We start from the raw sequence: 12,896 nt of genomic DNA on the forward strand, positions 1-12,896 counted from the left end.
CGGCGCGCCGCCGGCCTCACCGTATGACCGCCTCCACCGGGTCCTGCGCCGGTATCCCCCGAGGCCACCAGTCCTCCCGCCCCGGGTCGGACTCGTACGCGTACCAGAGGCCGTCGCGGCCGTAGCGGAGTTGGGTGGTGGGGGTGGAGAGGTGGTTGCGCCAGGGGCGGAAGTTGGGGTGGCCGGCGGCTGTCAGGGCCGGGCGGGCTCGGTCGAACGGGCCCGCCGGGGGGTCCCAGGGTTCCTCCAGGACGGAGAGCGCCGCCAGGCCGCCCTGGCGCCAGGCGGCCACCGCGCGGGCCAGCTCGGTGGGGGTGCGGCCGGTGGCACGGGACAGGCCGGCGTACAGCGCCCTGGTCGTGGAGGTCACGCCGGAGCCCGGGTGGGCCGCCGCCAGACGGACCGCGTCCTGCCACGGCGACAAGGACGCGATCGGGTCCTCGCCGGTGGTCAGCAGGGCGTGCGCCCGGGCCGCCGCCTCGGTGGCCAGCAGATCGAGCGCGAGTGCGTCGGGGGCGCCCTGGAGGGTGGGGAAAGCAGGCGGATGGCCCGCGCGCGGCGGTGGCGGGAACGGGGGCGGCAGCTCGGGCCGCGCGGCGGCCCGGACGGCCTCGCGGGCGGCGACCGTGGGGAGTTCGGGCGCGGGCGTCTCCCTCTCCACCGCCATCCGGGCGGTGTTGCGGCGGGTGAGCGCGGCGAGCGTCTCCTGCTCGCCGCGGCCGCGCATCAGCAGGAGGACGAACGGGTCCTCGTCGAGGAGCCGGGCCGTCTGGTAGCAGAGCGCCGCCGCGTGCTTGCACGGGTAGCCGTCGTCGGGGCAGGAGCAGTCCGGGACCAGGTCGCCGGGAGCGGGGAGCAGGTCGACCTGGTCGGCGAGGGTGTGCGGCAGGTCCTTGTCGAGCAGCGCCGCGATGTGGGCGGGGTCCTGGGCCGCCGTGTCCAGGAAGTCCTCCCACGCCTGGTCGGGCAGGGTGCGCAGACGCAGTTCCGTACGGTACGGGCGGGGGCGGGAGCCGTGGACGTACGCGGTGATCCGGCCGGGCGTAACGGTGATCGCGTCGACGTGGCCCGCCTGCGCGTACTTCCGGCCGCGGGTCAGTCGGGCCGGGTCCAGGGCCAGGTCCTCCAGCGCCTCCACCCAGGCCTCGCCCCACCACGTGCCGGTCCGCTCCGAACGGGCGCCCAGGGCCGGGAAGGTGCGGCGGCGGTCGTCGTACCGGGTGGTGGGGAGCGGACTCATACGGGCCTCCTCTCGGGGGCGGGACGGGGAAGGTGTCCTGGCGGGGGCGCGGGGTGCCCTGTCGAGAGCATGGGGTGTCCTGTCAGGGGCGCGGGGTGCCCTATCAGGAGCGCGTGCGGCGGGCGGGCGTTCATGATCCCCTCCTCAGGGAGATGAGGTCCGCCAGCTCGCGGTCCGTGAGCTCGGTCAGGGCGCTCTCGCCGGAACCCAGGACCGCGTCGGCCAGGGCGCGTTTCGCCGCGAGCATCTCCGCGATGCGGTCCTCCACGGTGCCCTCGGCGATCAGGCGGTGTACCTGCACCGGCTGGGTCTGGCCGATGCGGTAGGCGCGGTCGGTGGCCTGCTCCTCCACGGCCGGGTTCCACCAGCGGTCGTAGTGGACGACGTGGCCCGCCCGGGTGAGGTTGAGACCGGTGCCGGCCGCCTTCAGGGAGAGGATGAAGACGGGGACCTCGCCGGACTGGAACGCGTCCACCAGACGGTCCCGCTCCGCCACCGGCGTTCCGCCGTGCAGGAGTTGGGAGGGGACTCCGCGCGCGGTGAGGTGCGCGGAGAGCAGCCGGGCCATCGCCACGTACTGGGTGAAGACGAGGACCGAGCCGTCCTCCGCGAGGATCGTGTCCAGCAGTTCGTCGAGGAGGGTCAGCTTGCCGGAGCGGGCGTGCAGCCGGGGCGCCGTCTCCTTCAGGTACTGCGCCGGATGATTGCAGATCTGCTTCAGGGCCGTCAGGAGCTTCATGATCAGGGCGCGGCGGGTGATGCCCTCGGCCGCCTCGACCCCGGCCATGGCCTCCCGGACGACCGCCTCGTAGAGCGAGGCCTGTTCGCGGGTGAGCGGGACCGGGTGGTCGGTCTCCGTCTTGGGCGGCAGCTCGGGCACGATGCCCGGGTCGGACTTCTTCCTCCGGAGGAGGAAGGGGCGGACCAGCCGGGCCAGGCGCTCGGCCGCCTGCGCGTCCTCGCCGTTCTCCACGGCCCGGGCGTGGCGGGCGCGGAACGACTTGAGCGGGCCGAGCAGCCCGGGCGTCGTCCAGTCGAGCAGCGCCCACAGCTCGGAGAGGTTGTTCTCGACCGGGGTGCCGGTGAGGGCGACGCGCGCGGGGGCGGGGACGGTGCGCAGGGCCTTGGCCGTCGCCGAGAGCGGGTTCTTGACGTGCTGCGCCTCGTCCGCGACGACCATCCCCCAAGTGTGCGCGGCCAGTTGGGGGGCGCTGCCGCGCATCGTGCCGTACGTGGTGAGGACGAAGCCGCCCGCCACGTCCGCCAGGCTGCGGTCGCTGCCGTGGAAGCGCCGCACGGGAACGCCGGGCGCGAACCGGGCGATCTCGCGCTGCCAGTTGCCGAGCAGCGAGGCCGGGCAGACCACCAGCGTCGGCTCGGGACGCGCGCGGCGCAGATGGAGGGCGATCACGGTGATCGTCTTGCCCAGACCCATGTCGTCCGCGAGGCAGCCCCCGAGGCCGAGCGAGGTCATCAGGTCCAGCCAGGCGAGGCCGCGCAGCTGATAGTCGCGCAGGGTGGCGTCCAGGCCCGGGGGCTGGGCGGTGGCCCGCGGGCCCTCGGTGAGGCGGTCGCGCAGGACGGCCAGCGCGCCGGCCGGGACCGCCTCGACCGTCTCGCCGTCGACCTCCGCGGTGCCGGTGAGCGCGACGGAGAGCGCGTCCACGGGGTCGAGCAGCCCCAGGTCCCGCTTCCTCGCCTTCCGTACGAGCTCGGGGTCGGCCACCACCCACTGGTCGCGCAGCCGCACGATCGGGCGGTGGGACTCGGCCAGGGTGTCCATCTCCGACTGGCTGAGCGGTTCGCCGCCGAGCGCCAGCTCCCAGTTGAAGGCGAGCAGTTCACCGGCGTCGAAGAACGCCGTGCCGTCGGTCGCCGAGCCCGGCGCGGGCCGTACGACGGCGGTGGCGCTCAGGGTGCGGGCCAGCTCGCGCGGCCAGTGCACGGCGACCCCCGCCGCGTCCAGGCGGGTCGCGGCCGAGCCGAGCAGGTCGTACAGCTCGCTCTCGGTGAGGGGCAGCACGTCCGGCACCGACCGTTCGAGCAGCAGGCCCAGGGGTGGCCAGACCCGGGCGGCCCGGCGCAGCGCGAGCAGGGCGTCGATCCGCGCGCGCGGGCCGAACGCGTCGGACCGCTCGCCCTCCCACAGGCCCACCGCGTCGACGACCAGGGTGGGGTCGGCGAGGCTGTGGACCTGGACGACGGCGGAACCCGCGCGCCGCGCGTCCTCGTCGTGGTCGCTGTCGAACATCCCGTAACCGGACAGGTCCAGGCGCAGGGACACCCGTACGCCCGCGTCCATGCCCGCCGCCGCCTCCGCCGCCCACACGCGCGCGCCGGGCAGGTGCTGGGGCTCGGCCGCCGCGAACGCCGGGCCGACCGCGTGGGCGGCGGCCGGGGTGCGCGGCAGGCTGTCCGCGACCGCGTCCAGGAAGGCCCGCACCAGCGCCTCCGGGTCGGGCAGCCGCAGCGGGCCGCGGCCCGGCGCCGGGACTCCGTACGCCTCGTACGGCATCGCGGCGGCGATGGCGCGGAGCTGGGCGATGTCGTCGGCGTCCAGCGGGCCCGCCCGCCAGGCGTCGTGATCGGTCCCGGTCAGGCCGGGCAGCAGCCTGCCGCGCGCGACCAGGTGCAGGGCGTGCAGCGCGGCGGCGCCCCAGCAGGCGGCCGCGGGGTGCGCGGCGGGGTGGTTCCGGGCCCGGACGAGCAGGGGCAGGGCCTCGGTGACGGGCAGCAGACGGGCCGCGACGGTGCGCCGCCCGGCGCCGCCGCCGTGGCGCCGCACCACGGTCAGCTCGGCGACCTCGCCCGCGGCGGCCTGGGGCGGCGGGCCGCCCGCCGGGTCCCAGAAGGCGACCTTCCCCTCGCGGGGCAGGCCCGCGGGCAGGAACACCGCGGCGGCGGACACGCCGGGCAGCGGTACGGGCGCCGCCTTCAGCTCGGTCCGCGTCATGTCAGGTCACCTCCCCTCGTCCGTAGGGCCGTGGATCGGCACGCGATCCGCGACTGCCCTACGACCTTACGGGCGGGGTCTGACAATCGGGGCCCGCGGCCTCAGCGCACCCCCTCCCACAAGGCACGTTCCGCCGCCCGCGGGTCCCGGACCAGCTCGGTCGGAGCGTGTGGGGAGGCGCCGAAGACCATCGTGGTACGGGTCTCCCGGTCGTAGGCGTCCCAGCCCGGGTCGCCGGTCGCCGCGAAGGCCACCCATGCGCCGTGCATCGCGTCCGCGAGGTCCTGCGGCGGGTGGTCGCCGAGCATCGGGGCGTACACGGGGTCGCGGAGGTTGTCGAAGACGAAGCCGAGCTCCGAGCCGTGGCAGGCGCCGAGGAGACCGCCGTACTGCGGCGAGCGCCAGGCGAACTCGTACACGCGCGTGCCGGGCACGGCCTCGGCGACGCGGAGGGCGGGGATCCGGTAGAACCAGTCGGTCGCCACGGCGTCGAAGAGCTCGCCGGGGCCCGCGCCGGGACGGCTCTCGGCGTAGACGGGCAGCGCCTTGTCGGGGTCGAGCCCGTACGCCTCGGTCGTCGCGCGCAGCTTCCGCTCGCTCAGGAGGTGCAGCCGTTCGGTGGGGACCAGGAAGAGGCGGTACTCCTCGCGGTTGCTGCCGACGAGCAGGTCCACCCCGCAGTCGGCGGAGGGCAGCGGCAGCGCGTCCAGGACCGGCTCGAAGGGCATCATGTTGAGCATCGCCTCGCCCCACAGCGCCGGGTCCGGGCGGGCGCCCATCTCGGCCCGCAGCCGGGCCTGGGCGGGCAGCAGGTCCCCGAAGGGGACCCGGGCGAACGCCTCGGTCAGCGCCGTCCCCGTCGCCTCGATGCCCAGCGCGGCCGCGAGGTGCGCCGTGATCAGCTCGGCCGTCGCGGGCCGCAGGAAGTGGTGGGCGGCGCCGCTCTGCAGGACCGCCCGGCGGAACAGCCCACGCGCGCGTGGCTGCGCGAGCAGGACGCCGATGCTCATCCCGCCCGCCGACTCACCGAACACGGTCACCCGGTCCGGGTCGCCGCCGAAGCCCTCGATGTTGTCGCGGACCCACTCCAGGGCGGCGATCTGGTCGAGCAGCCCGCGGTTGTCCGGCCTGCCCGGCAGCCGCAGGAAACCGTCCGTGCCGAGGCGGTAGTTGACGTTCACGCAGACGACGCCGTCGCGCGCGAAGGCGGTGCCGTCGTACGCCGGTCCCACCCCCGAGCCGTTGGAGAAGGCCCCGCCGTGCAGCCAGACCATCACCGGCAGGCCGCCGCCCGGCCCGGGGTGCGGGGTCCACACGCTGAGGTTGAGGCAGTCCTCGCCCTGCCCGCCGTCGGCGTCCGGGATGAGGGCGTCCATGGGCGGGGCGTACGGGGCCCGGGGCGCCGACGGGCCGTGCGCGAAGGCGTCCCGTACGCCCTCCCAGGAGGCCGCCGGGGCCGGTTCGAAAAACCGCAGCGGCCCGAACGGCGGTGCCGCGTACGGAATGCCGAGGAAGGACGTCACCGCGTCGCTCCCGGTCCGGCCGCGCACCGCGCCCTGCCGGGTCGTGCACACGTGCGTGGCGGGCGGTTCCACCGGATTGATCGGTTCCATCTGTGCCTCAGACTCCTTCGGCCAGCGTCTCCAGCAGGGCCGCGCCGAACTCCGCCGGGCGTTCGACGTGCACCGCGTGCCCTGATCCGGGCACTGTCACCTCTCGTACCCTGCCGCCCACGCGCGCGTAAAGGGCGAGAACGTGCCGTGTCTGGGCGACCATGGGCTGGGCCGGGGTGCCGTCCCAGCCGGGCACCGCGCCGATCGCGCCCAGGTGGGCGAGGTCGAAGAGCGAGGTGTCGGAGACGATCACGTCGTCCTCGCCGCGCACCCAGGTCACCGGCGGTTTCGCGGGGAGTGCGGCGAGAGCGGTGTGCAGGTCGTCGAGGCGGAAGTGGGTCGGGGCCAGGCAGTTGAGCACTCCGCGCGTGCCCGGGGCGGTGCCGGGCCAGGCCTCGCAGGGCTTGCTGTCGCCGGGGTAGTGGTCGTCGCCGAGCCGGGTGGCGAGCATCGCCTCGACGTACTCGTCCTCCCTTGCGAGCCGCCGTGGTGGTTTGACGTAGCAGAGGGAGAGCACGTTGCGGGGCGAGAGCGGGGACTCCTCGCCCCGGTCGCCCTCGGCAAGCAGCCGTACGAAGTCGGGGTTGGCGGTGCCGCCGCCCGAGCCCGCGCCGTCCGGCGAGTTGAGCCGCCCGTCCACGCCCTGGGTGCCGCCGAAGCCGTACGGGGACACCGGGTTGACCATTGTCAGCGAGCGCACCATGGCAGGCCGGTCCCTCATGTGTTGCAGCACCACACCGCCTCCCATGGACCAGCCGACGAAGTGTGCGCGCTCCATATGCAGCGCTTCGAGGAGCGCCATCAAGTCGTCGGCGTAGTCGCGCAGTCCACGGGTCGCGTCGACCGGCAGCGGATCGGTGCCGCCGAAGCCTCGCAGGTCGACGGCGACCGGCCGGTAGCGCTCGGGCAGGGCGAGCATGGCGTCCTGCCAGAAGGCGGAGGAGGAGACGTTTCCATGTACGAAGACGACCGGTTCGCCCGCGTCCCTGGAGGCGTCCTCCAGGATGTGCTGGGTGAGCCGGGCGGTCGGTACCCGGCGGGCGGTGAGAGTGGGCATACGGGCCGTCCTTCGGCTTCGGGAGCTCGGGCTCTCAAGGGGCGGTGGGTCAGGCCAGCCAGGCGGCGACCTGGGCCTCAGAGGCGCTGTTCCAGCCGAGTTCGAGGTGGTTGGCCCCGGTCACCGTGGCCTTGCCGCCGACCGTGGCGACGCCGGTCGTGTCGAGCGCGCTGGAGACGAAGACGACCCCGTCGCTCGGGCCCCGGTTCTCGTTGAAGATGCCTATGACGTCCGGCGAGCCGCCCGCGAGCAGGTACGTAGTGACGGAGGCGGGGATTCCGGCGCGCTGCAGCGGGGCGACCAGCGAGCCCGCCTCGATGGCCGGCTGGATGCCGTCACCGGCCGTGTAGAAGCCCTGGCCTCCGTAATACGTCGTGTACCAGTCCTGCGCCGACTGGTCGACGCCGTACACGCCGTCCCAGCGGGCCAGCATCTGCCGCTGGCCCGGGTAGTCGTCGTAGCCGCCGGACGGCGTCATGGAGAACTCGGGGTGCGCCGTGTACGTCCCGTAGCAGGTCATCCGGGAGTGCGGGGAGGGTGCGTTGATCTTGCCGCCGCACTCCGGCCAGATCGAGAAGTCATGGGCCCAGCCGTGGGCGTACGGGTAGTCGAAGCCGCCGTTGGGGCCGCCGAGCGTGATCAGCTTCCGTACGTCACCGGCGTAGCCGCGACCCCAGGAGGGCTTGAGGGACGAGACGTACGCGCGCGTGGAGAGCTCCCCCTTGCTCCAGCCGACCAGGTCCACCTGGGCGACGCCCAGCTTGGCCTTGATGAGGGCGACGGCGTCGCCGACGGCCTGCGCCTGCATCAGGTTGTCGCCCTGCTTGTGGGCGAAGCCGACGGCGAAGACGCGGTGGCCGCGGGCCGCCAGGTACTGCATCAGGCCGGTCGAGGGGCACGACAGCGCGCCGCAGCCGTAGCCGCCGGACTCGCCGGGGTTGGCCCAGGCCCGGTCGGCGGTGTCGTTGGCGCCGTGCACCAGGAGGACGGGGGTGGCCTTGGCGCCGGTGTTCCAGCCGGGGGCAGAGTAGAGCAGGAAGCGGTCGGAGGTGGGGCGGGCGACGCCGCCGAAATAGGTGACGCGGACGCCGTCCTGGTTGCCGCGGCCGTCCGGCGGATAGCCCTCGGAGGCGGCCGCCTGGAAGCCCGGCGTGGTGTCGCGGTAGCGCTCGACCTTCTCCCAGCCGTTGGTGACGGTGCCGGAGCCGTAGGAGGCCTCCTGGGTGAGGTACGGGGGTGGGGCGGCGGTGCTGCCCTCCGGGGCGCTGCTGCCGGCTGTGGCGGTGCCTCCCGCCGTCAGGAGCGCGCCGAGCGCCGCTGTCACGGCGAGCGCCGCCCTCCATCCCCCACGGTGTCCGCTACGCACGTCCGGGCCCCCTCTGCCTAGGCTGATCTGGCTGCGACCACGACGCTAGGCAGCCGGTACATGGGTCGGGGATATGCGCGCGCCACATAACCAGGCCGATGGATATGGGGCCGAGCGTGTGCGAGCCACCGACCGGAGGCCCGTCGAGGCGGCGTAGCCCGGCCGGCCGCGCACGGGATGCCCGGGTGGCGTGCACCGGGCAGGGTGGCGGTACTGACCGCCGTACCACCGCCGCACACCGTACAGACCGTACAGACGAGGACCGCTCATGTCCGTGCCTGTGTCCCAGCTCGCGCCGCGCCCGTCCGAGCCGTCCCCGTCCCCGTCGGGGCGCTCCACATGGGCGCGGTCGGCGTCCGTAAGGAGGCGGCTCGGCTTCGCCGCCGGGGCGTCGCTGCTCGCGCTCGCCACCGCGGCCTGCTCCGGCCTCGGCCGTACGGCGGTCGGCACCTTCTCGTACTCGACCGCGGCGGAGCGGATCGTCAAGATCAGCAGCCCGCCGATCAAGGGCTGCCACCGGATGGCGCCGACGGGCGCCACGGCCGTCCTCAACAACACGCTGGCGGACGTCCGCGTGTACCGGACGCTGGACTGCCGCGGCAAGGAGATGGCGTACATCCCGAGCCGTCTCGGGGACAACATCGCACCGAACACCCGGCCCTGGCGCAGCTACGCGTTCGTGCACTGACGCCGGGCGGGGCGCGTACCGGGCGTACGGATCACAGCTCGAACCACCCGTGCCCGCGGTACCAGTGCTCGCCCGCGAGCAGATGGCCGGCGACGGCGCGCTCCACGGCGGTCCGCTGGAGCAGCGCCTCCACGGGCAGGTCCGGATCCCCGAAGACGAAGAAGACAGGGAGCCGATCGTCCGCTTCCGTCTCCCGATACGGGGTGCGGAACCGGCGCTGGAAGCGGACGATGTTGGACTCCTCGGGCAGGTACTTCTCCAGCTGCGGATCGAGCAGCCATGAGTGGCAGACCGCGACCCGGTACGTCTCCTCGGGGTAGTGGAGCGCGAAGAAGTCCTTGGCCAGCGCGAGCGAGGCGTCGCACGCCTGCGGGGTCAACGGCCCCCGGAAGTCCGGTATGTGGATGCTGAGGCAGGCGTCGCCGGGCCCGAGCGGCAGCCCGGCGGCCCGCACCGCCTCACCGGTCCGCTTCCCAAGCCTGTCCCGCTGGAACTGCAACCGCCCCACCTGGTAGAGCTCCCCGCGAAAGTGCCGCCACAGCCAGCGCGGGTCCAGCAGACCGGCGTTCCCGTACCGCCTGCGGTGAATGGCCAGGTGGCGCCCTAAGTCGGCGAGGGTGCGGCGGGCGATGTCGGCGGGCACGGCGCGTTCGTCGTGGTACGCGCGCGTATGCGGCAGTGCGGCGAGCAGGACGAGGACGGGAAAGAGTCGCCGGACGGCCGCCGCTCCCCCCAACCCCTCGGAAACCGCGGGCATTTCAGGCTGAAACCCGACCTCGCCGATGTCCCGCACGAGCGCCCGAACGGACTCTTCCAGCAGCCCGCCCGCTTCCGGATCGCCCTCCAACCTCCGGGCGATCCGCACGAGTTCATTGATGTCCTCGTGCGGTACGGCGAGGTCGAGCAGCACCTCGGCCAACTCGTCCCCCACCGGCAACAGCGCGTCCTCGTCCACCATGCGCGTCACCCTATGCGGCACCCGGTCACGGGATCCGGGGTTGCCGTGCGGCGAAGCCCCATCGAACAGCCCGATCCAGCCACCCAGTGGGTAAAATTCCTCTGGAAGAGGCGATGGCGATGCGCACTGGGAGTGAACCCACGACCGCGCGCAGTCCCCTGCGGATGCGGTTCTGGCTGAGCGTATGGGGCCTGATCTGGGCCCTAGCAGGCACGGCGGGCTTCGCCTTGGAGGACCGCCCCGGGTGGATGGGGGCGTGCGCGGCACTCGCCCTGGTGATCGCGATCGACCTCACCATGATCATCCACCACATCCATCAGGGGCCCCACTACCAGCCGGGCCCTGACGTTCCCCCCTATGAGCCGCCTCGGCGGCGTTAGGCGTCGTCCACGTCGAACCGCGCCGCCTCCACATACTCCGGCTTCGGGTCCAGGGCCGCCGCCAGGCGGAAGTGGCGGACCGCCTGGTCGGGGCGGGCCGTGCGTTCGTAGGTGCGGGCCAGGGCGAAGTGGGCGAAGGCGTTGTCCGGTTCGCGTTCCAGGACCAGCTGGAATTCCAGTTCCGCCGCGCGGAGTTGGGCCGCGGCGAAGAACGCGCGGGCGCGCAGGAGGCGGGCGGCGGTGTTCTCGGGGTGGGCCGCGACGACCGAGTCGAGGAGCTTCACCGCGCCGCGAGGGTCACGGGCAGCCAGCAGCTGCTCCGCCGCGCGGAAGTCGATGACGTGCGTTTCCGGGGTGCTCTCGGCCACGGTCGAGTCCTTTCCCTCGCTGCGCGATGACAACGCACTGCCCAGTTCCCGTATTCCGTATTCATTCCGCCCGTCACGGAGTGCGAGGCGCGCTCACAGCGCGGCCATCGCCAGGACCAGACCCACGGCCAGTACGGCGGCTCCTGCCGCTACAAACGTACGGTCCAGGCCCGTTCGTTCCCGACCCAGCAGAATGACCTCGCGCGGGTCGGCCGGGTCGTAGGAGAGGTGCACGCGCGCGCCCGGGGTCAGTGGCTCGCGCCGCGTGGGCGGTACGGGGGACGGCAGCTCTAGGACCCGGCCGTCGGCCGTCTCGTACTGGAGGAGCGGGCGCCCGGAGCCGGGCGGGGCGGGCTTGACCAGCGCCCAGGTAGCGGCGCCGGCCGCCGCGATGCGCCGGGTCTCCCGCAGCCCGTACGCACCGGCCAGCAGTGCCACCAGCCCGCCGAAGACCGTGAAACCCGCCAGTACGAAGAGCACATCGGGATCGTAATCCCGGGGGGTGAGGTGGTGCGGGGATTTGAGACTTCCTGCCGGCAGACTCGGCCTAGCGTGCGGCCGCCCGCTCCAGGAGCTCGCCCCACACCTTCCTGACCTGCGGTTCCAGCGCCTCCAGCGGCCCGTCGTTGTCGATGACCAGGTCCGCCACAGCCAGCCGCTGCTCGCGCGTCGCCTGGGCCGCCATCCGCGCCTCGGCCTCCGGCTTCGCCATGCCGCGCAGCCGCGTCAGCCGGTCCAGCTGCGTGGCGGGGGCGGCGTCGACGACCACCACCAGGTCGTACAGCGGGGCCAGACCGTTCTCGGTCAGCAGCGGGACGTCGTGGATCACCACTGAGTCGGGGCCCGCGGCTGCCTCCAGCTCCGCCGAGCGCGCGCCGACCAGCGGGTGGACGATGCCGTTCAGGACAGCGAGCTTCGCGGGGTCGGCGAAGACGATCGCACCCAGGGCAGGGCGGTCCAGGGTGCCGTCCGCCGTGAGGATCCCGGCGCCGAACGCCTCGACCACCGCCGCCAGCCCCGGGGTTCCGGGCTCGACCACCTCGCGGGCGATCTTGTCGGCGTCGATCAGCACCGCCCCGTACGAGACGAGCATGCGCGACACTTCGCTCTTGCCGGCGCCGATTCCGCCGGTCAGGCCCACCTTCAGCATGAGCGGCAGCCTAAAGGATGCCGCTCATGCCGTACGCTCCCAGGCCCTTCGGGCCGTTGCGCCGGACCACCACCGGAGCCGGCGCCCGGCCGTCAGACGTCTCCCTCGCGCTCCGCGAGGAACCGCTCGAACTCGCGGCCCAGTTCGTCCGCCGACGGCAGGTCCGCCGGTTCGGCGACCAGGTTGCCCCGGGTCTCGGCGCCCGCGATCGCGTCGTACTGGTGCTCAAGTCCCTGCACGAGCGTGACGAGTTCCTCGTCGCCCTCGCCGATCTGGCGCTCGATCTCCGTCTGGGTGCGCTGTGCCTCGGTCCGCAGACCGTGGGCGATGCTCGGCAGCACCAGGCCCGTGGCCGCCGTGATGGCCTCCAGGGCGGTCAGCGCGGCGTCCGGGTAGGCCGACCGCGCCACGTAGTGCGGGACGTGCGTGGCCACGCCGAGGACGTCATGTCCGGCCTCCATCAGCCGGTACTCGATCAACGACTCGGCGCTGCCGGGCACTTGCGCCTCGTCGAAGGGCGAGCGGTGACCCGGCATCAGGTCCGTGCGGTTGCCGTGCGGCGTGATGCCGACGGGGCGGGTGTGCGGAACGCCCATCGGAATGCCGTGGAAGTTGACCGAAAGGCGTACACCGAGGCGCTCGACGATCTGCCGTACGGCGACGGCGAAACGCTCCCACTCCACGTCCGGCTCCGGGCCGGACATCAGCAGAAACGGCGCGCCCGTGGCGTCCTGCACCAGGCGCACCTCGATCGCGGGGGTCTCGAAGTCCGTCCAGCGGTCCCGCTTGAAGGTCAGCAGCGGCCGGCGGGCGCGGTAGTCGACAAGTCTGTCGTGGTCGAAGCGCGCCACCACCTGGTGGGGCAGGCTGTCCAGCAGCTTCCCGACGATCTGCTCGCCGGTCTCACCCGCATCGATGTATCCGTCGAAGTGGTACAGCATGACCAGGCCGGCCGACTCCTGCGCGAGCGCCATGTCGACGACTGCGAGGCCCTTCGGCTCCCATTCGTACAAACCCTGCGGATCAAGCACGATTACCGCTCCTCCTCGTGTTCGTAGGGAAGAACGCCCCGTCGGACAACGGCATTCCCGCGCGCGTGCGTTTCACATGCTGTTCTCACAAC

The 12,896-nt window shown here is 73.4% G+C and carries 12 protein-coding genes; 2 read left to right on the top strand and 10 right to left on the bottom strand.

Annotated elements, in window-relative coordinates:
• Positions 1-16 precede the first annotated feature (16 nt).
• The 5 genes from BX283_RS13185 to BX283_RS13205 all read right to left on the bottom strand — a co-directional run bounded on the left by BX283_RS13185 (position 17) and on the right by BX283_RS13205 (position 8,187).
• Complete coding sequence (locus BX283_RS13185; RefSeq protein WP_101387811.1) at positions 17-1,240, bottom strand: SWIM zinc finger family protein; 1,224 nt, start codon at positions 1,238-1,240, stop codon at positions 17-19.
• Positions 1,241-1,370: 130 nt separating this feature from the next.
• Positions 1,371-4,193, bottom strand: a complete 2,823-nt coding sequence (locus BX283_RS13190; RefSeq protein WP_101387812.1) for a DEAD/DEAH box helicase — start codon at positions 4,191-4,193, stop codon at positions 1,371-1,373.
• Positions 4,194-4,294: 101 nt separating this feature from the next.
• Complete coding sequence (locus BX283_RS13195) at positions 4,295-5,806, bottom strand: carboxylesterase/lipase family protein (protein ID WP_101387813.1); 1,512 nt, start codon at positions 5,804-5,806, stop codon at positions 4,295-4,297.
• A gap of 7 nt (positions 5,807-5,813) precedes the next feature.
• On the bottom strand, positions 5,814-6,863 hold the full coding sequence (locus tag BX283_RS13200; protein ID WP_101387814.1) for an alpha/beta fold hydrolase: 1,050 nt from the start codon (positions 6,861-6,863) through the stop codon (positions 5,814-5,816).
• Positions 6,864-6,912: 49 nt separating this feature from the next.
• Positions 6,913-8,187, bottom strand: coding sequence for a triacylglycerol lipase (locus tag BX283_RS13205; RefSeq protein ID WP_101387815.1), 1,275 nt, complete (start codon positions 8,185-8,187; stop codon positions 6,913-6,915).
• A 310-nt stretch (positions 8,188-8,497) separates the two neighbouring features.
• Between BX283_RS13205 and BX283_RS13210 the strand changes: the two genes are divergently transcribed.
• The gene (locus BX283_RS13210; protein ID WP_306822801.1) at positions 8,498-8,917 is read left to right on the top strand and encodes a hypothetical protein; all 420 of its coding nucleotides are present in this window, start codon (positions 8,498-8,500) and stop codon (positions 8,915-8,917) included.
• Positions 8,918-8,948: 31 nt separating this feature from the next.
• Here BX283_RS13210 and BX283_RS13215 read toward each other — a convergent pair whose 3' ends face one another.
• Complete coding sequence (locus tag BX283_RS13215) at positions 8,949-9,857, bottom strand: acyltransferase domain-containing protein (RefSeq protein WP_101392316.1); 909 nt, start codon at positions 9,855-9,857, stop codon at positions 8,949-8,951.
• Positions 9,858-9,994: 137 nt separating this feature from the next.
• Between BX283_RS13215 and BX283_RS41555 the strand changes: the two genes are divergently transcribed.
• Entirely contained in the window at positions 9,995-10,255 is a 261-nt protein-coding gene (locus BX283_RS41555; protein ID WP_257582713.1) for a DUF6343 family protein, read from the top strand.
• Here BX283_RS41555 and BX283_RS13225 read toward each other — a convergent pair.
• The 4 genes from BX283_RS13225 to BX283_RS13240 all read right to left on the bottom strand — a co-directional run bounded on the left by BX283_RS13225 (position 10,252) and on the right by BX283_RS13240 (position 12,747).
• Positions 10,252-10,623 carry a tetratricopeptide repeat protein gene (locus BX283_RS13225; RefSeq protein WP_101387817.1) on the bottom strand — a complete coding sequence of 124 codons (372 nt, stop codon included), beginning with the start codon at positions 10,621-10,623 and terminating at the stop codon, positions 10,252-10,254. The two genes, BX283_RS41555 and BX283_RS13225, sit on opposite strands and share 4 nt — an antisense overlap.
• Before the next feature lie 93 nt (positions 10,624-10,716).
• Positions 10,717-11,103, bottom strand: a complete 387-nt coding sequence (locus tag BX283_RS13230) for a DUF3592 domain-containing protein (RefSeq protein WP_101387818.1) — start codon at positions 11,101-11,103, stop codon at positions 10,717-10,719.
• Between the two features lie 67 nt (positions 11,104-11,170).
• The gene (coaE, locus tag BX283_RS13235; RefSeq protein WP_101387819.1) at positions 11,171-11,773 is read right to left on the bottom strand and encodes a dephospho-CoA kinase; all 603 of its coding nucleotides are present in this window, start codon (positions 11,771-11,773) and stop codon (positions 11,171-11,173) included.
• Positions 11,774-11,865: 92 nt separating this feature from the next.
• On the bottom strand, positions 11,866-12,747 hold the full coding sequence (locus BX283_RS13240; RefSeq protein ID WP_373298536.1) for a PAC2 family protein: 882 nt from the start codon (positions 12,745-12,747) through the stop codon (positions 11,866-11,868).
• Positions 12,748-12,896 lie beyond the last annotated feature (149 nt).

The organism is Streptomyces sp. TLI_146 (assembly GCF_002846415.1).
Taxonomy (GTDB): domain Bacteria; phylum Actinomycetota; class Actinomycetes; order Streptomycetales; family Streptomycetaceae; genus Streptomyces.

Bases quoted from the DNA above. Each gene is read 5' to 3' on its own strand.
- BX283_RS13185 (WP_101387811.1), bottom strand. From the start codon at position 1,240: ATGAGTCCGCTCCCCACCACCCGGTACGACGACCGCCGCCGCACCTTC.
- BX283_RS13190 (WP_101387812.1), bottom strand. From the start codon at position 4,193: ATGACGCGGACCGAGCTGAAGGCGGCGCCCGTACCGCTGCCCGGCGTG.
- BX283_RS13195 (WP_101387813.1), bottom strand. From the start codon at position 5,806: ATGGAACCGATCAATCCGGTGGAACCGCCCGCCACGCACGTGTGCACG.
- BX283_RS13200 (WP_101387814.1), bottom strand. From the start codon at position 6,863: ATGCCCACTCTCACCGCCCGCCGGGTACCGACCGCCCGGCTCACCCAG.
- BX283_RS13210 (WP_306822801.1), top strand. From the start codon at position 8,498: ATGTCCGTGCCTGTGTCCCAGCTCGCGCCGCGCCCGTCCGAGCCGTCC.
- BX283_RS41555 (WP_257582713.1), top strand. From the start codon at position 9,995: ATGCGCACTGGGAGTGAACCCACGACCGCGCGCAGTCCCCTGCGGATG.
- coaE (WP_101387819.1), bottom strand. From the start codon at position 11,773: ATGCTGAAGGTGGGCCTGACCGGCGGAATCGGCGCCGGCAAGAGCGAA.
- BX283_RS13240 (WP_373298536.1), bottom strand. From the start codon at position 12,747: ATGGCGCTCGCGCAGGAGTCGGCCGGCCTGGTCATGCTGTACCACTTC.